General features: G+C 71.5%; 19 protein-coding genes. 8 read left to right on the top strand and 11 right to left on the bottom strand.

Annotated elements, in window-relative coordinates; translation table 11 throughout:
• Positions 1-16: 16 nt before the first annotated feature.
• The 3 genes from AB0J12_RS26930 to AB0J12_RS26920 all read right to left on the bottom strand — a co-directional run bounded on the left by AB0J12_RS26930 (position 17) and on the right by AB0J12_RS26920 (position 3,646).
• Positions 17-2,299 (bottom strand): FtsX-like permease family protein, encoded by a 2,283-nt coding sequence (locus AB0J12_RS26930; protein WP_363266999.1) that lies wholly within the window; start codon positions 2,297-2,299, stop codon positions 17-19.
• A 73-nt stretch (positions 2,300-2,372) separates the two neighbouring features.
• On the bottom strand, positions 2,373-3,134 hold the full coding sequence (locus tag AB0J12_RS26925; RefSeq protein WP_363266998.1) for an ABC transporter ATP-binding protein: 762 nt from the start codon (positions 3,132-3,134) through the stop codon (positions 2,373-2,375).
• Positions 3,131-3,646, bottom strand: a complete 516-nt coding sequence (locus AB0J12_RS26920; protein WP_363266997.1) for a PadR family transcriptional regulator — start codon at positions 3,644-3,646, stop codon at positions 3,131-3,133. Before AB0J12_RS26920 ends, AB0J12_RS26925 begins: the two co-directional genes overlap by 4 nt.
• A 123-nt stretch (positions 3,647-3,769) precedes the next feature.
• Here AB0J12_RS26920 and AB0J12_RS26915 point away from each other — a divergent pair, with 123 nt between their 5' ends.
• The 5 genes from AB0J12_RS26915 (at position 3,770) to AB0J12_RS26895 (ending at position 10,363) form a co-directional block, all read left to right on the top strand.
• Complete coding sequence (locus AB0J12_RS26915; protein ID WP_363266996.1) at positions 3,770-5,041, top strand: ABC transporter substrate-binding protein; 1,272 nt, start codon at positions 3,770-3,772, stop codon at positions 5,039-5,041.
• 135 nt (positions 5,042-5,176) lie between these two features.
• A complete protein-coding gene (locus AB0J12_RS26910; protein WP_363266995.1) occupies positions 5,177-6,790 on the top strand; it encodes a glycoside hydrolase family 13 protein in 1,614 nt (537 codons plus the stop codon).
• 40 nt (positions 6,791-6,830) lie between these two features.
• The gene (locus tag AB0J12_RS26905; RefSeq protein ID WP_363266994.1) at positions 6,831-8,159 is read left to right on the top strand and encodes an ABC transporter substrate-binding protein; all 1,329 of its coding nucleotides are present in this window, start codon (positions 6,831-6,833) and stop codon (positions 8,157-8,159) included.
• A gap of 6 nt (positions 8,160-8,165) precedes the next feature.
• The gene (locus AB0J12_RS26900) at positions 8,166-9,527 is read left to right on the top strand and encodes an ABC transporter permease subunit (RefSeq protein WP_363266992.1); all 1,362 of its coding nucleotides are present in this window, start codon (positions 8,166-8,168) and stop codon (positions 9,525-9,527) included.
• A complete protein-coding gene (locus AB0J12_RS26895) occupies positions 9,524-10,363 on the top strand; it encodes a carbohydrate ABC transporter permease (protein ID WP_363266990.1) in 840 nt (279 codons plus the stop codon). Before AB0J12_RS26900 ends, AB0J12_RS26895 begins: the two co-directional genes overlap by 4 nt.
• 91 nt (positions 10,364-10,454) lie before the next feature.
• On the opposite strand, the gene pgl is transcribed toward AB0J12_RS26895, so the two are convergent.
• Genes pgl through tkt form a run of 5 tightly spaced genes read right to left on the bottom strand, consistent with a single transcriptional unit; the run spans position 10,455 to position 17,114 of the window.
• Positions 10,455-11,237 (bottom strand): 6-phosphogluconolactonase, encoded by a 783-nt coding sequence (gene pgl, locus AB0J12_RS26890; RefSeq protein ID WP_363266988.1) that lies wholly within the window; start codon positions 11,235-11,237, stop codon positions 10,455-10,457.
• Positions 11,234-12,349: a glucose-6-phosphate dehydrogenase assembly protein OpcA gene (opcA, locus tag AB0J12_RS26885; RefSeq protein WP_363266986.1), complete on the bottom strand. Its 1,116-nt coding sequence runs from the start codon at positions 12,347-12,349 to the stop codon at positions 11,234-11,236. Before opcA ends, pgl begins: the two co-directional genes overlap by 4 nt.
• Entirely contained in the window at positions 12,346-13,869 is a 1,524-nt protein-coding gene (zwf, locus tag AB0J12_RS26880) for a glucose-6-phosphate dehydrogenase (RefSeq protein WP_363266985.1), read from the bottom strand. Before zwf ends, opcA begins: the two co-directional genes overlap by 4 nt.
• A gap of 4 nt (positions 13,870-13,873) precedes the next feature.
• Positions 13,874-14,992, bottom strand: coding sequence for a transaldolase (gene tal / locus AB0J12_RS26875; RefSeq protein ID WP_363266984.1), 1,119 nt, complete (start codon positions 14,990-14,992; stop codon positions 13,874-13,876).
• 34 nt (positions 14,993-15,026) lie between these two features.
• Positions 15,027-17,114, bottom strand: coding sequence for a transketolase (tkt, locus tag AB0J12_RS26870; protein WP_363266983.1), 2,088 nt, complete (start codon positions 17,112-17,114; stop codon positions 15,027-15,029).
• A 450-nt stretch (positions 17,115-17,564) separates the two neighbouring features.
• On the opposite strand from tkt, the gene AB0J12_RS26865 reads away from it, so the two are divergent.
• The 3 genes from AB0J12_RS26865 to AB0J12_RS26855 all read left to right on the top strand — a co-directional run bounded on the left by AB0J12_RS26865 (position 17,565) and on the right by AB0J12_RS26855 (position 20,106).
• Positions 17,565-18,518, top strand: coding sequence for a heme o synthase (locus tag AB0J12_RS26865; RefSeq protein ID WP_363267093.1), 954 nt, complete (start codon positions 17,565-17,567; stop codon positions 18,516-18,518).
• 93 nt (positions 18,519-18,611) lie between these two features.
• Positions 18,612-18,932, top strand: coding sequence for a hypothetical protein (locus AB0J12_RS26860; RefSeq protein WP_363266982.1), 321 nt, complete (start codon positions 18,612-18,614; stop codon positions 18,930-18,932).
• A 67-nt stretch (positions 18,933-18,999) separates the two neighbouring features.
• Entirely contained in the window at positions 19,000-20,106 is a 1,107-nt protein-coding gene (locus AB0J12_RS26855; RefSeq protein ID WP_363266981.1) for an amidohydrolase family protein, read from the top strand.
• A gap of 19 nt (positions 20,107-20,125) precedes the next feature.
• Here AB0J12_RS26855 and AB0J12_RS26850 read toward each other — a convergent pair whose 3' ends face one another.
• Genes AB0J12_RS26850 through AB0J12_RS26840 form a run of 3 tightly spaced genes read right to left on the bottom strand, consistent with a single transcriptional unit; the run spans position 20,126 to position 22,872 of the window.
• Positions 20,126-21,136: a COX15/CtaA family protein gene (locus AB0J12_RS26850; protein ID WP_363267092.1), complete on the bottom strand. Its 1,011-nt coding sequence runs from the start codon at positions 21,134-21,136 to the stop codon at positions 20,126-20,128.
• 45 nt (positions 21,137-21,181) lie between these two features.
• Positions 21,182-21,898: an ABC transporter permease gene (locus AB0J12_RS26845; protein ID WP_363267091.1), complete on the bottom strand. Its 717-nt coding sequence runs from the start codon at positions 21,896-21,898 to the stop codon at positions 21,182-21,184.
• Positions 21,899-21,948: 50 nt separating this feature from the next.
• Complete coding sequence (locus AB0J12_RS26840) at positions 21,949-22,872, bottom strand: ABC transporter ATP-binding protein (protein WP_363266980.1); 924 nt, start codon at positions 22,870-22,872, stop codon at positions 21,949-21,951.
• Between the last annotated feature and the right edge of the window lie 39 nt (positions 22,873-22,911).

The following is a 22,911-nucleotide window of genomic DNA, read 5'->3' as shown; positions in this document are numbered from 1 at the left end:
CGGAGGCCGTACGCCCCTACGCCACCGCGCTCAGCGTGTCCGCCAGGCGCCGGCGCGCCGCGCGTGCCGCCGGAAGCGCGGCCAGGGCCACGGCACCCGCCGTCGCGGTCGCCGACAGCAGGAGCAGGACCGTCGGCGACGGGGTCTGGGCGATGCCCGCGCCGATGCCGCTCGTCGTGCCCTGGGTGTCGACCAGCCAGTGGGACAGGGGGACGCCCAGCGCCAGCGCCGCCACGACCGCCGTGAGGGTGGTGAGGGCCGTCGCCGTGACGGTGATCGTCGTGATCTGACGCGGGGAGAGGCCGATCGCCTTCAGCGCGAGCAGGTCCGGCTCGCTCTCGCGGACCGTGGCGCCGATCGCGGTGAGGAGTTCGACGACCCCGATGAGGGCCAGGATCGCGATCAGGCCCGCGACCACCCCGCGCAGCGGCGACAGGCCGTCCGCCGGGTTCGTCACCCGGTGGACGTCCAGGTGGCCGTGGGCCGCCGTCGTCAGCGAGGCGGCGACCGCGCCGGGGTCGGCGCCCTCGCGCAGCCGGAGCTGGTACAGGCTCGGGCGCAGGTCCGGGTCGTTCTCGCGGAGGGTGTCCAGGGACGTGGAGATGACCCGGCCGGCGTTCTCCGGCTCGATGCTGCGGCCCACGATGTGCAGGATCTGCGGCTGGTCGCCGACGGTCATACGGACCCAGTCGCCGACGCGGACGTCCAGCAGGTCCAGCAGACCCTGACCGGCCACCGCCTCGTCCGGGCCGTGCGCGGCGCGGCCCTCGGCGAGGGTGTAGGGGTAGGGCGAGGCATGGGTGCCCAGGCCGCGCAGCGCGATCGTCGCCGTCTGGCCGGGGACCAGCGCCGCCACCTCGACCCCCGGGTAGGCCGCGGCGACCTGCGGGGTGCGGGCGAGCAGGGTCCGCGTGGCGGTGTCGGTCATGCTCGCGTCCGTGCGGACGGTCAGCGCCGCCGGCAGGCCCATCCGCTCGGGTGCGCTGTGGAAACGGTCGATGGTCGTCCAGGCACCCAGCGCCACCACGATCAGCAGCAGCGGCAGCGTCAGACGGGCGATCGTCGCGGCGCTGCGCGGGCCCCGGGTGAACGCGCGGTGCCAGCCCAGGACCAGGCCGGGCGGCATGCCGAGACCCAGGGCCCGGCGGGCCGGGCCCGTCAGCCGGCCGGCCGCCGGGGCCGCCGGGCGCGGTACCGGCACCGGCGGGACCCGCCCCGCCCGCCAGGCCGCGAGCCCGGTGACCGCGGCGATGAACAGCACCGCCGCGACCGGCACCCCGATCAGCGCCGCGGTGTGACCGGGCAGGCCCTGCCACACGCCGACCGCGTCCCCCAGCCGGCCCGGCACGCCACTGCCGACGCCCTGCACCAGCACGGCGGCGGCCACCGCGCCGAGCAGGGCGTAGGCCACGTGCTGGAGCAGGAAGATCCGTACCACCTGGCCGGGGGTGAAGCCGATCGCCTTCAGCACCGAGATGTCCCGCAGATGGCCGCGGATCCGCGTGGCCAGCGCGCCGTGCACCGCCAGGCCCGCGGCGAGCAGCGCGCCGAGGCCGAAGAGCCCCAGCACCTGGCCCAGCAGCCGGGTGTCGCCCTGCGCCTCGGCCCGCGCCTGCTGCCAGGTGGCGACCTCGCCGACCGTGCCGGCGCCGAGCGCGGTCACGGCCCGCTGCACGGCGTAGTCCGTGTCGCCCGGGTCGGTCAGCCGCAGGCCGACGACCCGGCCGTACGGGGAGTGGAGTGCGGCCGGTGGCGCCCAGACCAGGCCGGGCCGCTCACCGGGGCGGTAGCCGGGCTCGGCGCTGTCGGCGATGCCGACGACGGTCAGCGTGCGGCGGGTGCCGGGCACGGTCAGCGTGTCCCCGGGCTCGGCCAGCAGCGCGTGGGCGAGCCGGCTCTCCAGCACCACCCCGTCGGGGTCCGCCGGCCGCAGCCACTGCCCGGAGGTGAGCAGCGGGCGGCCCACCGAGGGGCGGCCGTCCGTGGCGCGCAGTTCGACCGCGGCGCGGGTGCCGCGGGCGGCGACGGTGACCGGCTCGGTGGCGTAGGGGCCGGCGACGGAGGCGACACCGTCGAGTGCGGGGAGCCGGTGGGTGTCGGCCGTGGCGGTGGTGTGCAGCCACACGTGGGCGCCGCGGGACTGGGTGAAGACCCGCTGCCAGGGGTTGGTGGCGTACCCGAACAGGGCCGTGGCCAGCAGCAGCGACGCGACGATCCCCGCGGTGGCCAGCACGATGAACAGGGCCTCGCCGCGGTGCGCGCGCAGATCGGAGTGCGCCCAGCGCAGAGTCGCTCGCACCGCCGTCAGCTCCCTGCCCCGACGAGCCCGGCCCGCGCCCCGGCGCCGTGTCGCGCACGTCCGTTCACCGGGATCATTCCGTCAGCTCCAGTACGCCCGAGGTGCCGCGCCCACGGGCCGGCGGGGCGCCGTCCAGGGTCGCGTCGTCCACGATCCGGCCGTCGAAGAAGCTGATCACCCGGTCCGCGGCGCTCGCCAGCCGGGCGTCATGGGTGACCAGCACGATCGTCTGGCCGCGCTGGTGGAAGCGGGACAGCAGCCGCATCACCTCACGGGTGCCCTTGCTGTCCAGGCTGCCGGCGGGTTCGTCGGCCAGCAGCAGCGGCGGGTGGTTGACCAGGGCCCGGGCGAGGGCGACGCGCTGCTGCTCGCCGCCGGACAGCTCGCCCGGCATGCTGCGCTCCTTGCCGGCGAGACCCAGCTCGCCCAGCAGCTCCTCCCGCTCGGCGCGGGCCCGCTTCGGCGGCACTCCGGCGAGCAGCGCGGGCAGCTCCACGTTGTCGGCGACCGACAGGTTGGACACCAGGTTGAAGAACTGGAAGACGATGCCGATGCGCTTGCGCCGCTCCACCGCCCAGCGGGCCTCGCTCCAGGTGTCCGTGCGGGCCTCGCCCAGCCAGACGCTGCCCTGATCCGGCCGCTGCAACCCGCCCAGCAGGTGCAGCAGCGTCGACTTGCCGGCGCCGGACGGGCCGGTGACGGCCACGAACTCACCGGCCGCGACGCTCAGGTCGACGCCGCGCACGGCGTGCGCGGGGGCACCCTCGCCGTGGTGGGTCTTGACCAGCCCCTCGGCGCGCAGCACGGGAGCCGAAGTCTGCGTGCTCTCGCTCACTCCAGCTCCTCCAGTTCTTCCTGACACCGCTCCAGCCAGTCCAGGTCGGCCTGCAGATGCAGCATCGCGCCCTCGATCAGCAGATGGGCTACGCGGTTCTCCCGGCTCTCCGCCGCCGCCAGCTTCGACAGGCTCCGCATGGTGTTGAGGTACTGGCGCCGCTGGCGGTTGATGAGGGCGATCTGGTCGGCGAGACCGGTCTGCGGGGCGAGCGCGAGCTTCATGAAGAACTCGTCCCGCACCCGAGGCTCGTCCTCGGTGTCCTCGAACCAGGTGCTCAGCGCCTCCCGGCCGGCGTCGGTGAGGTGGTAGATCTTTTTGTTCGGCCGACTGGACTGCTCGACCTCCTCGCCCTCGATCAGCCCTTGCTTTTCGAGACGGCCGAGGGTCACATAGATCTGGCCGATGTTCGGCTGAGGGTACGCGGAGCCGAGCAGTTGCTCAAGGTCCTGCTTCAGCTCGTAGCCGTGGGCCGGACCACGGGCCAGGAGTGCCAGGAGGGGCAGGCGCACGCCGTCAGTCCTCCTGTCTCGCCCAATGTGCTCCAGGCCCTAGTATCGCGCATTACCTAACAGGTATACATGGCCTCTGACCCCGGGCAAAGATGCCCGTGGCCGGTGTACAGGGAGGAACCTATGCGGTGGATACGCGCCGCCGGTAGGGGCCTCCTCGTTCTCGCCGTCGTACTCACCGGTTACGTCGCCTCCGGAGCCCGCGCCGACGAGGGGCCCGCGGCCGGCCGAGGGCCGCTCACGCTGGCCACGGCCGGGGATCTCACCGGCTACCTCGGCCCCCTTCTCCAGGGCTGGAACCGCACTCACCCCGGCGAGAAGGTCACGCTCGTCGAGCTGCCCGACTCCGCCGACGAGACCCGCGCCCAGATGGTCACCGACCTGCGCGGCGGCGACCGCGGCCGGTTCGACGTGCTCAACATCGACGTCGACTGGACCTCGGAGTTCGCCGCGGCCGGCTGGATCGCCCCGCTGCCGCGCGCCCGTTTCCCGCTGCACACCTTCCTGCCGCCGGTCGTGGACACGGCCACCTACGACGGCCGGCTGTACGCGGTGCCGTACGTCACCAACGCCGGCCTGCTGCTGTACCGCAAGGACGTCCTCGCCAAGGAGGGTCTGCCCCCGCCGCGTACCTGGGCCGAGCTGGAGCGCGACGCGAAGACGATCGCACCGAAGTACGGCCTCGACGGGTACGCCGGCCAGCTCCTGCCCTACGAGGGGCTGACCGTGAACGCGGCCGAGGCGGTCTACTCGGCCGGCGGCACCATCCTCGGCGACGAGGGCGCCCGGGTCACCGTGGACTCCGCCGCCGCCCGCGAGGGCATCGGTTTCCTGGTGCGCGGCCTGCGCGAGGGCTGGATCCCGAAGGCGGCGCTGACCTACAAGGAGGAGGAGTCCAAGCAGGCGTTCCAGGACGGCCGGCTGCTCTTCCTGCGCAACTGGCCCTACGCCTACGCCGTCGCCTCCGCCCCCGGTTCCAAGGTCGCCGGGAAGATCGGCGTCGTACCGCTGCCGGGTCCTGACGGGCCCGGCACCAGCGTGCTCGGCGGGTCGAACCTGGCCGTGAACGCCCATGCCCGGCATCCGCAGTCCGCCGAGCGCCTGATCGCGTACCTGACCAGCGAGCGCGTCCAGCGCCAGGTCCTCACGCGGGGCGCGCTGCCGCCCGTACGCGCCGATCTCTACGACGATCCGGCCCTGGCGCGGCAGTTCCCGTATCTGCCGACCCTGCGCGAGAGCGTGCTGAACGCCGCGCCGCGCCCCAAGAGCCCGCACTACGACCAGGTCAGCCTGGTGGTGCAGGCGGTCGTGCACGACGCGCTGACCGGGCGCCAGACGCCCGCGGCAGCGGTACGCCGCCTGGCCCGGGAGCTGGCTGCCACCTCCCGGCGATAGTTACCTGTTAGGTAACGCGGACATCTCATCTGCTCGCAGGATGCCCTGATCTGTCCGTCTTTGCCTCGTCAACTCGGCAGTAGCTTCTGTTCTTTTCATTGACACCCTCGCGACATGGTTACATAACATGCATGCATGTTGAGTAAGTACCGCTGGTGGCGTGACGCGGTGATCTACCAGGTGTATGTCCGCAGCTTCCTGGACAGCACCGGCGACGGCATCGGCGATCTCGCGGGCGTGCGCGCCGGACTGCCGTACCTGAAGAAGCTCGGCGTGGACGGGATCTGGCTGAGCCCCTTCTACCCCTCGCCGCAGCACGACCACGGCTACGACGTCGCCGACTACTGCGACGTCGACCCGCTCTTCGGCGACCTCGCCGAGTTCGACCTGCTGATCGCCGCCGCGCGGCGCCTCGGCATCAAGGTCCTGCTGGACATCGTCCCGAACCACTGCTCCAGCGAGCACCCGTGGTTCCGCGAGGCGCTGGCGAGCGCGCCCGGCAGCCCGGCCCGCGCCCGCTTCCACTTCGCCGACGGCCGCGGCCCCGACGGCGGCGAGCCGCCCAACAACTGGCACGCGATGTTCGGCGGGCCCGCGTGGACCCGGGTCGGCGACGGCCAGTGGTACCTGCACATGTTCACGCCCGAGCAGCCCGACTGGAACTGGCGCAACCCCGAGATCACCGCCGAGTTCGACCGGGTCCTGCGGTTCTGGCTGGACCGCGGCGTCGACGGCTTCCGCATCGATGTCGCCGCCGGCCTGTACAAGCACCCCGAGCTGCCCGACTCCGACGACCCGGAGGCCGACGCCCGCACCCGCGACTCGGTCAACCCGCTCGCCTGGAACCAGCCCGAGGTGCACGAGGTGTGGCGGCACTGGCGCTCGGTCTGCGAGGAGTACGCCGGGCGCGACGGGCGCGAACGCCTCCTGGTCGGCGAGGTCTCCGTGCCCACCGCCCGCGAGCACGCGCAGTACGTGCGACCCGACGAACTGCACCAGGCCTTCTTCTTCGACCTGCTCGGCGCCCCCTGGGACGCCGACGCCTTCCGCAAGGTCATCTCCGAGGCCATGCAGGACATCGCCGGCACCGGCTCCACGGTCACCTGGGTCCTCAACAACCACGATCAGGTCCGCACCGTCACCCGCTACGGCGAACCCACCCCGCACGGCAGCGGCCTCGGCGCCGCCCGTGCCCGCGCCGCCGCCCTGCTGATGCTGGCCCTGCCCGGCGCGGCGTACATCTACCAGGGGGAGGAGCTGGGCCTGCCCGAGGTCGTCGACCTGCCCGACGACGTGCTCACCGACCCGATCTTCCGCCGCACCGGCAGCCGGGCCCGGATCCGTGACGGCTGCCGGGTGCCGCTGCCCTGGTCCGGACAGGCGTCCCCGTTCGGCTTCACCTCCGGGGCCGAGAGCGCCAAGCCCTGGCTGCCGCAGCCGGACTACTTCGCCGAGTACGCCACCGACCGGGCCCTCGCCGACACCCGCTCCTTCTGGCACCTCTACCGCGACGGCCTCCAGCTGCGCAAGGACCTCCCGCAACTGGGCGAGGGGGAGCTGCGCTGGCTGGACACCCCGCCCGGCGTGCTCGCCTTCACCCGCGGCGACGGCCTGGTCTGCGCCGTCAACTTCACCACGGCCCCGGCCGCCGCACCCGCCCCCGGCACCCCGCTGCTGTCCAGCGGCCCCTGCCCCACCCCCGGCGAACTGCCCGGCTCCACGGCCGCCTGGTGGATCGCCGACCTCTGAACCCGCCCGTTCGTTCCCCACCCTTCGAAGGACATCGACGATGATGCGACGACGTACCACCCTGCTCACCGGCTGCACCGCCCTCGTTCTCGCGCTCGGCGCCACCGCCTGCGGCGGCAGCACGCCGGTCTCCGCCGGCGGCGGCGACAAGGCGCTCAGCGGCAAGACCGTCACCGTCGCCGGTGTCTGGTCGGGCAGCGAGCAGAAGAACTTCCAGAAGGTGCTGGACGCGTTCAGCGAGAAGACCGGCGCCAAGACGCAGTTCGTCTCCACCGGCGACAACGTCTCCACGGTCGTCGGCAGCAAGATCGAAGGCGGCAACGCCCCCGACGTCGTGATGGTCCCGCAGGTCGGCGTGCTCCAGCAGTTCGCGAAGAAGGGCTGGCTCAAGCCGCTGTCGGCGACCGCCCAGCAGACGATCGGCGCCGACTACGCGCCCGTGTGGAAGACGTACGGCAGCGTCGACGGCACGCTGTACGGCCTCTACTTCAAGGCCGCCCACAAGTCCACCGTCTGGTACAGCCCCGACGCGCTCACCCAGGCCGGCGTCAAGCCGCCGACGACGTACGACGAGATGCTCAAGGCCGGGCACACCGTCTCCGACTCCGGGCGCGCCGCGTTCGCGGTCGCCGGGCAGGACGGCTGGACCCTCACCGACTGGTTCGAGAACATCTACCTCTCCCAGGCCGGACCCGAGAAGTACGACGCCCTCGCCGCTCACAAGCTGAAGTGGACGGACGCGAGCGTGGTCAAGGCGCTGGGGACGCTCGGCAAGCTGTTCAAGGACAAGCAGCTCATCGCCGGCGGCCAGAAGGAGGCCCTGAACACCGACTTCCCCGGCTCGGTGGAGAAGGTGTTCGGGCCCAAGCCGCAGGCCGGCATGGTCTACGAGGGCGACTTCGTGGCCGGCGTCGCACACGACCAGTTCGGCAAGAACATCGGCACGGACGCGAACTTCTTCCCCTTCCCCGCGGTCGACGGCGGCAAGGCCCCGGTCGTCAGCGGGGGCGACGCGGCCGTCGTCCTCAAGGACGGCAAGAACGCCGAGGCCGGCATGAAGCTGCTGGAGTACCTGGCCACCCCCGAGGCGGCGGCCGTGTGGGCGAAGGCGGGCGGCTTCCTGTCCCCGAACAAGAAGCTCGACTTCGCCCAGTACGGCGACGACGTCACCCGCGCCACCGCCAAGTCGCTGATCACCGCCGGTGATTCGGTCCGCTTCGACATGTCCGACCAGGCGCCCGCCTCCTTCGGCGGCACCAAGGGCGTCGGCGAGTGGAAGCTGCTCCAGGACTTCCTGCGCGACCCGTCCGACCCGCAGGGCACCGCCGCCAAGCTGGAGGCCGCGGCGGCCAAGGCGTACCAGGGCTGATCGACGATGACCGCCACCCTGACCACAGAGGCGGGGCCGCCCCGCACCGCGCCGCCCGCCGCCCGCGCCCGGCGGCTGAAGCGGCGCGGGCGGGTCATCGCCCTGCTGTTCGTCTTCCCGGCGCTGCTGCTGCTCGGCGCGCTCGTCGTCTACCCGGTGCTGTTCTCCGTCGGCCGCAGCTTCTTCGACGCCTCCGGCACCCGCTTCGTCGGCGGCGACAACTACACCGAGATGTTCCACGACCCGGCGACCCTCAAAGCCATCCGCAACACCACGATCTGGGTGGTGGTGGCCCCCGCGCTGCTCACCGGGCTCGGCCTGATCCTGGCCGTGCTGGTGGAGAAGGTCCGCTGGGCCACCGCCTTCAAGCTGCTGCTGTTCATGCCGATGGCCGTGTCCTTCCTCGCCGCCGGCATCATCTTCCGCCTCGCCTACGACGAGGACCCTGACAAGGGCGTCCTCAACGCGGCCGTCGTCTCCGTCCACGACGCGTTCACCGGCACCTCGACCTACCCGACGGCCCGCGTCCGCGACGGACAGGGCCTCGAGCAGGGGCGCGACGGCTCCTACCTGACGACCGCGAGCGTGCGGCCGGGACAGTCGGCGGCGCTCGGCCTGGTCGGCGTGCTGCCAGGGGACCTGCCCAAGGACGTCCGTCCCGCCTACGGGGCCGCCGCGCACACGGCCGGCGCCGACGAGGTGCGCGGGGTGGTCTACCTCGACTTCACCCCCGGCGGGGGAGGACAGCAGGGCCGCGTCGACCCCAAGGAGAGCGGCCTGCCCGGGATGAAGGTCGAGGCGGTCCGCGACGGCCGCACGGTCGCGAGCGCGACGACCGGATCCGACGGCTCCTTCCGCTTCTCGGGGCTCGACGACGGCACCTACCGGCTGAAGCTGCCGAAGGCCAACTTCGCCCCGCCCTACCAGGGCGTCTCCTGGCTCGGGCCGACCCTGGTCACCCCGGCGATCATCGGGGCGTACCTGTGGATCTGGACCGGCTTCGCCATGGTCCTCATCGGCGCCGGGCTGTCCACGCTGCCCCGCGACGCCCTGGAGGCGGCGCGGATGGACGGCGCGAACGAGTGGCAGATCTTCCGCCGGATCACCGTGCCGCTGCTCGCGCCGGTCCTCACGGTCGTCTTCGTCACCCTCGTCATCAACGTGATGAAGGTGTTCGACCTCGTCTACATCATCGCGCCCGGACCGGTGCAGGAGGACGCGACCGTGCTCGCCACCCAGATGTGGCTGGTGTCCTTCGGCGGCGGCAACAACCAGGGCCTCGGCAGCGCCCTCGGCGTCCTGCTGCTGCTCCTGGTCATCCCCGCGATGGTCTTCAACGTCCGCCGCTTCCGAAGGAGTCAGCGATGAACGTGGTCAGGCGGGGCCTCGGCAGCGCCGTGGTGCAGGCCTTCCTCGTGGTGATCGCCCTGATGTGGGTGACCCCGCTCGCGGGACTGTTCCTGTCCTCGCTCAGGTCGGCCTCGGACACGGCCAAGGGCGGCTGGTGGACGGTGTTCGCCAGCCCCGGCGAGCTCTCCTTCGACAACTACTCGGCACTGCTGAAGAACGCCGGCATCACCCAGGCGTTCTGGAACACCGTCATGATCTCGGTGCCGACGACCGTCCTGGTCGTGGTCCTGGCGGCACTGGCCGGATACGCCTTCGCCTGGCTGGACTTCCCGCTGCGCGAGCCGCTGTTCCTGCTCGTGGTGGCGCTGCTGGTGGTGCCCGTGCAGATCGGCCTGCTGCCGGTCGCCAAACTCTTCGGCCAACTGGGCCTGTTCGGCACGATCCCCGGCGTCGTCCTCTTCCACGTCGCCTACGGGCTGCCGTTCGCCGTGTTCCTGCTGCGCAACTACTTCGCCGAGATGCCGAAGGAGATGCTGGAGGCGGCCCGGATGGACGGCGGCAGCGAGTGGCGCATCTTCATCCGCCTGGTGCTCCCGGTGGGGCGCCCGGCGATCGCGTCACTGGCCATCTTCCAGTTCCTGTGGGTGTGGAACGACATGCTGGTCGCGCTGCTCTTCGCCGACAGCTCCTCCCAGCCGCTCACCGTGCAACTCCAGTCCCAGATCCGCCAGTTCGGCAGCAACATCGACGTCCTGGCACCGGGCGCGTTCCTGTCCCTGATCGTCCCGGTGGTGGTCTTCTTCGCCTTCCAGCGGCACTTCGTGCAGGGCGTGATGGCGGGGTCGGTGAAGTAGCCCCGGCCCCACCCCGAACCGACCGGGCGGAAAAGGCGCCGGGCGGACCGATGTTCCGGTCCGCCCGGCGCCCCGCGTCAACGACCCGCGCTCACGGCGACGCCGGCGGGTACAGCGACCTCGGCAGCTGGGCGGCCGCCGCCGTGTCCAGCAGCCACAGGGTGCGGGAGCGGCCCCGGGCACCCGCGGCCGGTGCCTGGATCTCGCCCGCGCCCGACAGCGCCATCGCCGCGGCCTGCGCCTTGTCCTCGCCGGCCGCCAGCAGCCACACCTCCCGGGCCGCCCGGATCGCGGGCAGCGTCAGGGAGATCCGGGTCGGCGGCGGCTTGGGCGAACCGTGCACCCCGACCACCGTCCGCTCGGTCTCCCGGACCGCCGGCAGCTCCGGGAACAGCGACGCCACGTGCGCGTCCGGGCCGACGCCCAGCAGCAGCACGTCGAACACCGGGACCGGGCCATGGTTCTCCGGGCCCGCCGCCTGCGCCAGCTCCTCCGCGTAGGCGGCGGCCGCCGCGTCCGCGTCGGTGCCGTACGGCCCGTCCGAGGCGGGCATGGCGTGCATCCGCTTGGGATCCAGCGGCACGGCGTCCAGCAGGGCCTCGCGCGCCTGGGTGACGTTGCGCTCCGGATCGCCCTCGGGCAGGAACCGCTCGTCGCCCCACCACAGGTCGAGGCGGGCCCAGTCGATGGCGTCCCTGGCCGGCGCGGCGGCGAGCGCCGCGAGGACGCCGTTGCCGTTGCGGCCGCCGGTGAGGACGACCGACGCCGAGCCGCGGGACGTCTGCGCGTCCACGATCTTCGTGATGAGGCGGGCCGCGGCGGCCTGCGCCATCAGCTCCTTGTCGTGGTGCACGACCAGCTGCGGAGTGCTCACTTCGCCGCCGCCTTCCTCGTCGGGGACTTCCGGGCCGACTTGGCGGCAGCCTTCTTCGCCGGCGCCTTCGCGGCCTCCTCGACGGGGGTCTCGACAGCGACGGCGTCCTCGGCGGCCTTGCCGGCCTCGGCGGGCTCCTCGGAGGCGGTGGCTTCCTCGGCGGGAGCCGGTTCGTCGGAGGCCGGGGCGGCGTTCAGCTTCTCCACCCCGAACCGCAGCGCGGACGCGTACGTGTCGTCCGGGTCCAGCCTGCGCAGCTCCTCCGCGATCAGCTCGGAGGTCTCCCGGCGCTTGAGCGCCACCGCACGGCCCGGCTGGCCCTCGATGGACAGCGTGGCGAGAGTGCCGTCCGCGCGGTCCAGCTTGATCGGACCGCAGTCGGTCTCCATACGGACCGCGGTCAGGCCGGGGCCGGCCGACGGCGACCGCTTCACCGGCACGTCCAGCCGGTCCGCGAGCCACATCGCCAGCAGCTCGCAGCTCGGGTTGAACTCCTCGCCCTCCACCTCGACCGCCTGGACCTCGCACGTGACCTGGTCCAGCGCGGCCGCCAGCATCGAGCGCCACGGCGTGAGCCGGGTCCAGGCCAGGTCGGTGTCGCCGGGCGCGTAGGTCCGGGCGCGCGCCGCCAGCTCCCGTACCGGCTCCTCCGCCGCGTAGGAGTCCGTCACCCGGCGCTGCGCCAGCGCGCCGAGCGGGTCGTTCGCCGGGTCGAGCGGCGCGCTCACCGGCCACCACACGACGACCGGCGCGTCCGGCAGCAGCAGCGGCAGGACCACCGACTGGGCCTGGTCGACGACCTCGCCGTACAGACGCAGCACGACCGTCTCGCCGGTGCCCGCCTCAGCGCCCACCCGCACCTCGGCGTCCAGGCGGGACTGGGTGCGGTCGCGCGGGGTGCGCGAGACCCGCTTGATGACCACCAGCGTGCGCGAGGGGTGCTCGCGCGAGGCGTCGCTGGCGGCCTTCAGCGCGTCGTAGGCGTTCTCCTCGTCGGTGACGATGACGAGGGTCAGCACCATGCCGACGGCCGGTGTGCCGATGGCACGGCGGCCCTGCACCAGTGCCTTGTTGACCTTGCTGGCCGTGGTGTCCGTCAGGTCTATCCTCATGGCCGGCGCCAGCTCCGTCCGTCCCGCTCCAGCATCTCCTCGGCCTCGGCCGGACCCCAGGTCCCGGCCTCGTACTGCGCCGGCCGGCCGTGGGCCGACCAGTACTCCTCGATCGGGTCGAGGATCTTCCAGGACAGCTCGACCTCCTCCGTGCGCGGGAAGAGGTTGGCGTCGCCGAGCAGCACGTCCAGGATCAGACGCTCGTACGCCTCCGGGCTGGACTCGGTGAAGGACTCGCCGTAGGCGAAGTCCATGGACACGTCCCGGATCTCCATCGAGGTGCCCGGCACCTTCGACCCGAAGCGGACCGTCACGCCCTCGTCCGGCTGGACCCGGATGACGACCGCGTTCTGGCCGAGCTCCTCCGTCGCCGTGGTGTCGAAGGGGGAGTGGGGAGCGCGCTGGAAGACCACCGCGATCTCGGTGACCCGGCGGCCGAGCCGCTTGCCGGTGCGCAGATAGAAGGGGATGCCCGCCCAGCGGCGGTTGTCGATACCGAGCTTGATCGCCGCGTAGGTGTCGGTCGTGGAGCCGGGGTCGATGCCCTCCTCCTCCAGATAACCGACCGCCTGCGCGCCGCCCTGCCAGCCGGCCGTGTACTGGGCGCGCACGGTGTCCCGGCCCAGGTCCCTGGGCAGCCGGACCGCGCCGAGCACCTTGGTCTTCTCCGCGGCCAGCGCGTCGGCGCCGAAGGAGGCGGGCTCCTCCATCGCGGTCAGCGCGAGCAGCTGCAGCAGGTGGTTCTGGATGACGTCCCGCGCGGCGCCGATGCCGTCGTAGTAGCCGGCGCGGCCGCCGATGCCGATGTCCTCGGCCATCGTGATCTGCACGTGGTCCACGTAGGAGCGGTTCCAGATCGGCTCGAACATCTGGTTGGCGAAGCGCAGTGCCAGGATGTTCTGGACGGTCTCCTTGCCCAGATAGTGGTCGATGCGGAAGACCTGGTCGGAGGCGAAGACCTCGTGGACGATCGCGTTGAGCTCCTCGGCCGACTTCAGGTCGTGGCCGAAGGGCTTCTCGATGACCGCCCGCCGCCAGGAGCCCTGCTTCTGGTCCGCGAGCCCGTGCTTCTTGAGCTGCTGGATCACGACGGGGAAGGACTTGGGCGGCACCGACAGGTAGAAGGCGAAGTTGCCGCCCGTGCCCTGCGCCTTGTCCAGTTCCTCGATCGTGCCGCGCAGCCGCTCGAAGGCGTCGTCGTCGTCGAAGGTGCCCTGGACGAACCGCATGCCCTGGATGAGCTGCTGCCAGACCTCCTCGCGGAACGGCGTGCGGGAGTGTTCCTTGACGGCGTCGTGCACGACCTGGGCGAAGTCCTCGTGCTCCCAGTCGCGGCGGGCGAAGCCGACCAGCGAGAAACCCGGCGGCAGCAGACCCCGGTTGGCGAGGTCGTACACGGCCGGCATCAGCTTTTTACGCGACAGATCGCCCGTGACGCCGAAAATGACCAGACCCGACGGCCCCGCGATACGCGGGAGCCGTCGGTCTGCGGGGTCACGCAGCGGGTTGCTGCTTGACAAGTTGTCAGCCCTCCGAGGGATCCAGGCGCTCGAGCTCCGCCTGCGTCGACTTGAGCAGGTCGTTCCAGGACGCCTCGAACTTCTCGACGCCCTCGTCCTCCAGCAGCCGCACGACCTCGTCGTACGAGATGCCGAGCTTCTCCAGCCCGTCGAGGTCCGCGCGGGCCTGCTCGTAGGTGCCGGCGACGGTGTTGCCGGTGATCTCCCCGCTCTCCTCGGTGGCGAAGAGAGTGGCCTCCGGCATCGTGTTGACGGTGTTCGGCGCGACCAGCTGGTCGACGTACATGGTGGACTTGTACGCCTTGTCCTTCACACCGGTGGAGGCCCACAGCGGACGCTGCGTGCGCGCGCCCGCCTTCTCCAGCGCCTGCCAGCGCTCGGACGAGAAGACCTCCTCGTACGCCTGGTAGGCCAGGCGGGCGTTGGCGATGGCGGCCTTGCCACGCAGCGCCTTGGCCTCGTCGGTGCCCAGCGCGTCGATCCGCTTGTCGATCTCGGTGTCCACGCGGGACACGAAGAAGGACGCCACGGAACGGATCAGCGACAGGTCCAGGCCGCGCTCCTTGGCCTTCTCCAGGCCGGCCAGGTACGCGTCCATGACCTCGCGGTAGCGCTCCAGCGAGAAGATCAGCGTGACGTTGACGCTGATGCCGAGGCCGATGACCTCGGTGATCGCCGGGATGCCGGCCCGGGTGGCCGGGATCTTGATCAGGGCGTTCGGGCGGTCCACCAGCCAGGCGAGCTGCTTGGCCTCGGCGACGGTCGCCTTGGTGTCGTGCGCGAGGCGCGGGTCGACCTCGATGGAGACCCGGCCGTCCTGGCCGTCGGTGGCGTCGAAGACGGGGCGCAGGATGTCGGCGGCGTCCCGGACGTCCGCCGTGGTGATCATGCGGATGGCCTCTTCGACGGTCACCTTGCGGGCGGCGAGGTCGGACAGCTGCTGGTCGTAGCCGTCGCCCTCGGAGATCGCCTTCTGGAAGATCGTCGGGTTGGTGGTGACGCCCACGACGTGCTGCTCGTCGATCAGCTCGGCCAGGTTGCCGGACGTGATCCGCTTGCGCGACAGGTCGTCCAGCCAGATCGCGACGCCTTCGTCGGAGAGGCGCTTGAGTGCGTCTGTCATGGAAATTACATCTCCTACGTGTCGTATATGAGCGTCAGCGCTGAGCGGCTTCGAGGGATTCCCGGGCCTTGGCGGCCACGTTCTCGGCCGTGAAGCCGAACTCGCGGAAGAGCAGCTTGCCGTCCGCGGAAGCACCGAAGTGCTCCAGGGAAACGATGCGGCCGGCGTCCCCGACGTACTTGTGCCACGTGAGACCCACACCGGCCTCCACGGCGACACGAGCCTTCACGGACGGGGGCAGCACGCTGTCCCGGTACCCCTGGTCCTGCTGCTCGAACCACTCCACCGACGGCATGGACACGACTCGCGTGGGGATGCCCGCGGCCTGGAGCTGCTCACGGGCCTCGACGGCCACGTGCACCTCGGAGCCGGTCGCGATCAGCAGCACCTGCGCCTCGCCGCCGTCGGCCTCGAACAGCACGTAGCCACCACGGGCCGCGTCGTCGTTCGGCTCGTAGGTCGGCACACCCTGGCGGGTGAGGACCAGGCCGTGCGGCTGGCCCTTGCCGAACTCCTTCGTCCAGCGGGTGAGGATCTCGCGCCAGGCGATGGCGGTCTCGTTGGCGTCGGCCGGGCGGACGATGTTCAGGCCCGGGATCGCGCGCAGCGAGGCGAGGTGCTCGACCGGCTGGTGGGTCGGGCCGTCCTCGCCGAGACCGATGGAGTCGTGCGTCCACACGTACGTCACCGGCAGGTGCATCAGGGCCGACAGGCGCACCGCGTTGCGCATGTAGTCGGAGAACACCAGGAAGGTGCCGCCGTAGATGCGGGTGTTGCCGTGCAGGGCGATGCCGTTCATCTCCGCGGCCATCGCGTGCTCGCGGATGCCGAAGTGGATGGTGCGGCCGTACGGGTCGGCCTCCGGCAGCGGGTTGCCCTCGGGCAGGAACGACGACGTCTTGTCGATCGTCGTGTTGTTCGAGCCCGCGAGGTCGGCCGAGCCGCCCCACAGCTCCGGGATCACCGCGCCGAGCGACTGCAGCACCTTGCCGGAGGCGGCCCGGGTGGCGACACCCTTGCCCGTCTCGAAGACCGGGAGCTTCTCCTCCCAGCCGGTGGGCAGCTCGCCCTTGGCGATGCGGTCGAACTCGGCCGCGCGCTCGGCGTTGGCGTCCCGCCACTCCTGGAAGGACTTCTCCCACTCCGCCTTGAACTGGCGGCCGCGCTCCAGCGCCTGCCGGGTGTGCTCGATGACCTCGTCGGCGACCTCGAAGGTCTTCTCCGGGTCGAAGCCGAGGACGCGCTTGGTGGCGGCGACCTCGTCCTCGCCGAGCGCCGAGCCGTGGGCGGCCTCGGTGTTCTGCGCGTTCGGGGCGGGCCAGGCGATGATCGAGCGCATGGCGATGAAGGACGGCCGGTCGGTGACCGCCTTGGCCTCCTGGATCGCGGCGAAGATCGCCTCCGGGTCCAGGTCGCCGCTCTCCTTGGCGTCCACGCGCTGCACGTGCCAGCCGTACGCCTCGTACCGCTTGACCGTGTCCTCGGAGACGGCCGTCTCGGTGTCGCCCTCGATCGAGATGTGGTTGTCGTCCCACAGCAGGATCAGGTTGCCGAGCTTCTGGTGGCCGGCCAGCGAGGACGCCTCCGCGGAGATGCCCTCCTGCAGGCAGCCGTCACCGGCGATGCAGTAGACGAAGTGGTCGAAGGGGGACTCGCCGGCCGGCGCCTGCGGGTCGAACAGGCCGCGCTCGTAGCGGGCCGCCATCGCCATGCCGACCGCGTTGGCGACACCCTGTCCGAGCGGGCCCGTGGTGGTCTCCACGCCGGTGGTGTGGCCGTACTCCGGGTGACCGGGGGTCTTCGAGCCCCAGGTGCGGAACGACTTCAGATCGTTCAGCTCCAGGCCGAAGCCGGCCAGGTACAGCTGGGTGTACAGGGTCAGGGAGGAGTGTCCGGCGGACAGCACGAAGCGGTCACGCCCGACCCAGTCCGCGTCGGCGGGGTCGTGCCGCATCACCTTCTGAAAGAGGGTGTAGGCGGCCGGAGCCAGGCTCATCGCCGTGCCGGGATGGCCGTTGCCGACCTTCTGTACGGCGTCGGCGGCCAGGACGCGGGCGGTGTCCACGGCCCGCTGGTCCAGTTCGGTCCACTCGAAGTCTGTGGTGGTCGGCTTGGTGCTCACCCTTTTCAGGGCTCCTCTCCACATGTCGAATACCGGTCTGGTCGGGCGTGTGCCCACCGGTCGCCGGTGCACTGGGCGCCCACCGGCCGCTGTCGAGCCTACCCCCGTGAAGACGTGCGTTTTTCCCCGTCATTACAGACTGCCGGGACTGAGTGCGATCCGCCTCCCGACTGGGCCGTAAGGCATTCAGCACATGAATACGGGGGCGCTCATCTGACCGCTCAATCGAGCTTCGGTTCGCCCGGAAGAACGCATTCCGTAAACGCGCCGACGGGGTCGGGAACGATCACCCTCCGGCGGGGCGCCGGCCTGTCCGCAACGATCACTCCTGCCAACACGACCCGACCCCCGCGAAGGCCGGGGTATGGGCAACGTCTAAAGTGGCGTGGTACGCGCGAGCCTTTACCGCCACTTCACACGGGGAGGCTTGCTGGGATGTCTCTGTCAGGGGTGTGCGTGACGGCCGTTGAATCCCGTCCAGCGGGGGTCCTTGGGAGTGGTGAGCGCCCGACCCACCGGCCGTTCGGGGCCCGAGTCAAGGCGTTCGTGGCGCTGACCAAGCCGCGGATCATCGAGCTGCTGCTCATCACCACGGTTCCGGTGATGTTCCTGGCGCAGCAGGGCGTGCCGGATCTGAAGCTGGTGCTGCTCACCTGCCTGGGCGGCTACCTGTCGGCCGGCGGCGCCAACGCGCTCAACATGTACATCGACCGCGACATCGACGCGCTGATGGACCGCACCTCGCAGCGTCCGCTGGTCACCGGCATGGTGAGCCCCCCGGAGTGCCTGGCCTTCGGCATCACCCTCGCGGTGGTCTCGACGCTTCTGTTCGGCCTCACCGTGAATTGGCTGAGCGCCTGGCTCTCCCTCGGCGCGCTCCTCTTCTACGTCGTCGTCTACACGATGATCCTCAAGCGCCGCACCGCGCAGAACATCGTGTGGGGCGGCATCGCCGGCTGCATGCCGGTGCTGATCGGCTGGACGGCGGTGAAGGACTCGCTGACCTGGGCGCCGGTCATCCTCTTCCTGGTCATCTTCTTCTGGACGCCGCCGCACTACTGGCCGCTGTCGATGAAGGTCAAGGACGACTACGCGCGCGTGGGCGTGCCCATGCTGCCGGTGATCGCCTCGAACAAGGTCGTCGCCAAGCAGATCGTGATCTACAGCTGGGTGATGGTGGCCGTCTCGCTGCTACTGACCCCGCTGGGCTACACCGGCTGGTTCTACACGGCGGTGGCGCTGGCCTCGGGCGGCTGGTGGCTGTGGGAGGCGCACGCCCTGCAGAACCGGGCGAAGGCCGAGGTGACGGGCGGGAAGCTGAAGGAGATGCGGCTGTTCCACTGGTCCATCACCTACGTGTCGCTGCTGTTCGTGGCGGTGGCCGTGGACCCGTTCCTGCGGTAACGCTCATTTCTGGACATTCCGGGCGGGGAGTGTGGGCTATCCCACGCACCCCGCCCGTCGCCGTTCGATCTACCCATCGGTAGCATCCTGCCCATGGCAGACACGCAGCAGGTTGACGCGAAGGCCGAGCGCGCGGCGGACAAGCTCGCCCGGCGGATCAGCGCCTTCTCCAAGGCGCACGGCGGAGCCGAGGGCCAGGTGTCCTACATCGGCGAGCGGGGCGCGCGGATCGTCCTCGTCGGCGAGGACGGCGGCTGGGGCGACCTGGTGGCCCCGTCGTACGAGATCGCCGGGAAGGCCGTCGAGAAGTCCGGCATCACCGCCCACGAGTCCTTCGACGGCGAGTTCGCGGCCAAGGTGAAGACCGGATCGTACGAGTGGAAGCGGATGGCCGGTATTCAGATCGGCGGCTGAGCAACACCTCATCCCCGGTTCACCCGTTAGGACGGGTAGCGCACCGCGTCCGTCAGGGGGAACCCGGATGATCGACACGCCGTCCCTCGTGGACCAGTACTGCCACGGCGTACTGAGAACGGAGCTGGGCCTCGGCACCTTCGAGGCCCAGCTGGCCCGCACCGAGGGACCACCCGCCCCCGGCACCACCCTCTTCGACACCCAGACAGGCTTCGCCGTACGCCGCTGGTGCCCGCCCCTGCTCGGCCTGGAACCGCACTGCGCGCCGGCCCGCTATCTCGCCCGCCGCCGTGAACTGGGCGTCCTGGAGGCCGGCCGCAGGCTGTTGCGCGGCAGCGGCATCACCACGTACCTCGTCGACACGGGACTGCCCGGCGGCCTCACCGGGCCCGGCGAGATGGCCACCGCAGGGGACGCCGACGCCCACGAGATCGTGCGCCTCGAACTGCTCGCCGAGCAGGTCGCCGACACCTCGGGGACCGTCGGGTCCTTCCTCGCCAACCTCGCCGAATCGGTGCACGGCGCCGCCGCGCACGCGGTCGCCTTCACCTCCGTGGCAGGCGTACGGCACGGACTGGCGCTCGCGCCGGAGCCGCCCGGGCCGGGACAGGTGCGCGGCGCAGCCGGGCGCTGGCTGGCCGGGCGCCGGGTCGGGGGCGAGCTGAGCGACCCGGTGCTCTTACGGCACCTGCTGTGGATCGCGGTGGCCTCCGGGCTGCCGCTCCAGCTGCACGCGGGGCTCGGGGAGCCGGGGCAGCGCACCGACCGCACCGATCCGGTGCTGCTGACGGACTTCGTCCGGGCGACCGCGGGGCTCGGCACCGACCTGGTCCTGCTGCACGGCTACCCCTACCACCGGCACGCCGCCCACCTCGCGGGTGTCTTCCCGCATGTGTATGCCGACGTGGGCGCCGCGCTGGTACGCACCGGCGCCCGCGCGGCGACCGTGCTCGCCGAGGTGCTGGAACTGGCCCCCTTCGGCAAGATCCTCTTCTCCAGCGGAGCCCGGGGGCTGCCGGAGCTGCACGTCGTCGCGGCCCGCCTGTTCCGCGAGGCCCTCGGCCACGTGCTGGGCGGCTGGGCGGCCGAGGGCTCCTGGTCCCTGGAGGACGCGCAACGGGTCGCGATCATGCTGGCGTCGGGAAACGCACGGCGGGTGTACGGGCTGGGATGACCAGCCCGTCCCGGAGATCTCAGGCCGTCGCCAGCTTCGCCTCGGCCGACGGCCCCGGCAGGTCCGCCTTCGCGGCCTCGGGACGCTCCCGCAGGGCCAGCAGGACCCGCAGCACCCCGATCCACACCAGCGCCGAGCCGAGCATGTGCAGTCCGACCAGCAGCTCGGGGAGCTTGGTGAAGTACTGGACATAGCCGATCACACCCTGCGCCAGCAGGATCAGGAACAGATCCCGCGTCCGCGCGAGCGGACCCTTGGGCGCGTCGACCGCCTTCAGCACGAACCACAGCGCGAAGGTCAGCGTGACCACGATCCACGCCAGGACCGCGTGCAGCTTGGCAACGGCCTCCCAGTCCACGGGGATGCGGTCCACCTTGCTGGAGTCACCCGCGTGGGGACCCGCGCCGGTCACCACGGTGCCCATCGCGATCAGCAGCACGGAGGCGACCACCAGGAACCACACCAGCTGCTGGACGGACTTGCCGACCAGCGGCCGGGGCTCCCCGTCACCCTCGCGGCTGCGCTGCCACATCAGCGTCGCCACGGCGATCAGCGCGGTGGAGAGCAGGAAGTGCGCCGCGACCGTGTACGGGTTGAGGCCGACGAGCACGACGATGCCGCCGAGCACGGCGTTGCCCATGACCACCCAGAACTGGGCCCAGCCCAGCCGGGTCAGACCACGCCGCCACGGCTTCTGGGCGCGTGCGGCGATGATCGCCCAGCCGACGGCGGCGCACAGCACGTAGGTCAGCATCCGGTTGCCGAACTCGATGGCGCCGTGGAAGCCCATCGCGCTGGTCGCGGTGAGCGAGTCGTCGGTGCACTTGGGCCAGGTCGGGCAGCCGAGTCCGGAACTGGTCAGCCGGACGGCACCGCCGGTGACCACGATGATCACGGCCATCACGACGGCGGACAGAGCCGCCCGCTGGACCGTTCTCGGGGTCGGCGTCCAGCGTGCGGCGATGAAGGCGAGCGGGTTGCGCACGGCCGCGGTGGCGTCGGCGCGGGTCAGCTTGGGCACGGGCTCCATGGTAGGCGCCTGCTTGTGCACGCTTTCACGAGGGTCCATCGCGAGCTACTCCCAGCGGAAGAACTTCCCCGCGGCCGCGAGCCCCACGACCGCCCACGCGGCGAGGATCCCGAGGTCGGCCCAGGGCATGCCGGCGCCGTGCTGGAGCACGTCGCGCAGACCGTCGGACAGGGCGGAGATGGGCAGCAGGCCCAGTACGTCCTGGACGCCGGAGGGGAACTTGTCCAGCGGCACGATCACGCCGCCGCCGACGAGCAGCAGCAGGAAGACGAGGTTGGCGGCGGCCAGGGTGGCCTCGGCCTTGAGCGTGCCGGCCATCAGCAGGCCGAGTCCGGAGAAGGCGGCCGTACCGACGATCAGCAGGAGCAGCACGGCGAACGGGTTGCCGTGCGGCGACCAGCCCAGAGCGAAGGCGATCACCGTCAGCAGGATCACCTGGAGCACCTCGGTGACCAGCACGGACGCCGTCTTGGCGGTCATCAGCGCCCAGCGGGGCAGCGGCGAGGACGCCAGCCGCTTCAGTACGCCGTAGCGCCGCTCGAAGCCCGTCGCGATGGCCTGCCCGGTGAACGCCGTCGACATCACGGCCAGGGCCAGGATGCCGGGGGCGAGGAAGTCGACGGCCTTGCCCGCGCCGGTGTCGACGATGTCGACGGAGCTGAAGAGCGCCAGCAGCAGCGTGGGGATGATCACGGTGAGCAGCAGCTGCTCGCCGTTGCGCAGCAGCATGCGGGTCTCGAGCGCCGCCTGGGCCGCGATCATGCGGGACAGCGGCGCGGCCCCGGGGTTCGGGGCGTAGGTGCCGGTGGCGGTCACGAGCGCAGCTCCTTGCCGGTGAGCTCCAGAAAGACGTCTTCGAGGGTGTGCCGCTCGACGGAGATCTTGTCCGGCATCACACCGTGCTGGGCGCACCAGGAGGCGACCGTCGAGAGCAGTTGCGGGTCGACCTTGCCGTTCACCCGGTACGAGCCGGGGGTCAGCTCGGCGGCCGAGCAGTCGGCGGGGAGGGCCTTGAGGAGGGAGGCGACGTCGAGGCCCGGGCGGCCGGAGAAGCGCAGGGTGTTCTCGGCGCCGCCGCGGCACAGCTCCTCGGGGGAGCCCTGCGCGATCACCTTGCCGGCGTCGATGATGGCGACGTCGTCGGCGAGCTGCTCGGCCTCGTCCATGTGGTGCGTGGTGAGGATCACGGAGACGCCGTCGGTGCGCAGATCGCGCACGAGGTCCCAGGTGGCCCGGCGGGCCTGCGGGTCGAGACCGGCGGTCGGCTCGTCCAGGAAGACCAGCTCGGGGCGGCCGACGACGGCCATGGCGAGCGCGAGCCGCTGCTGCTGGCCGCCGGACAGACGCCGGTAACCCGTCCGGCCGCACGAGCCGAGCCCGAGCCGTTCGATGAGCGCGTCCACGTCCAGCGGGTGGGCGTGCAGCTTGGCCATGTGCCGCAGCATCTCGTCGGCGCGCGCGCCGGAGTAGACGCCGCCGGACTGGAGCATCACGCCGATCCGGGGCCGCAGGGCGGCGGAGTCCCCGACCGGGTCGAGGCCCAGGACGCGCACCGTGCCGGCGTCCGGCTTCCGGTACCCCTCGCAGGTCTCGACCGTGGTCGTCTTGCCGGCGCCGTTGGGACCGAGGACGGCGGTCACGCCCGCCCGGGCCACCAGGTCGAGGCCGTCCACCGCGGTCTTCGTGCCGTACCGCTTCACCAGGGCCTGGACCTGGACCACGGGCTCACTTTGCATGACACCCGAGTCTAGGGAGCCGCCGGCAGTCTCCGACCC

This window comes from Streptomyces sp. NPDC049915, assembly GCF_040656475.1.
GTDB lineage: Bacteria > Actinomycetota > Actinomycetes > Streptomycetales > Streptomycetaceae > Streptomyces.
This window is presented reverse-complemented; position numbering and strand designations above follow the sequence as displayed.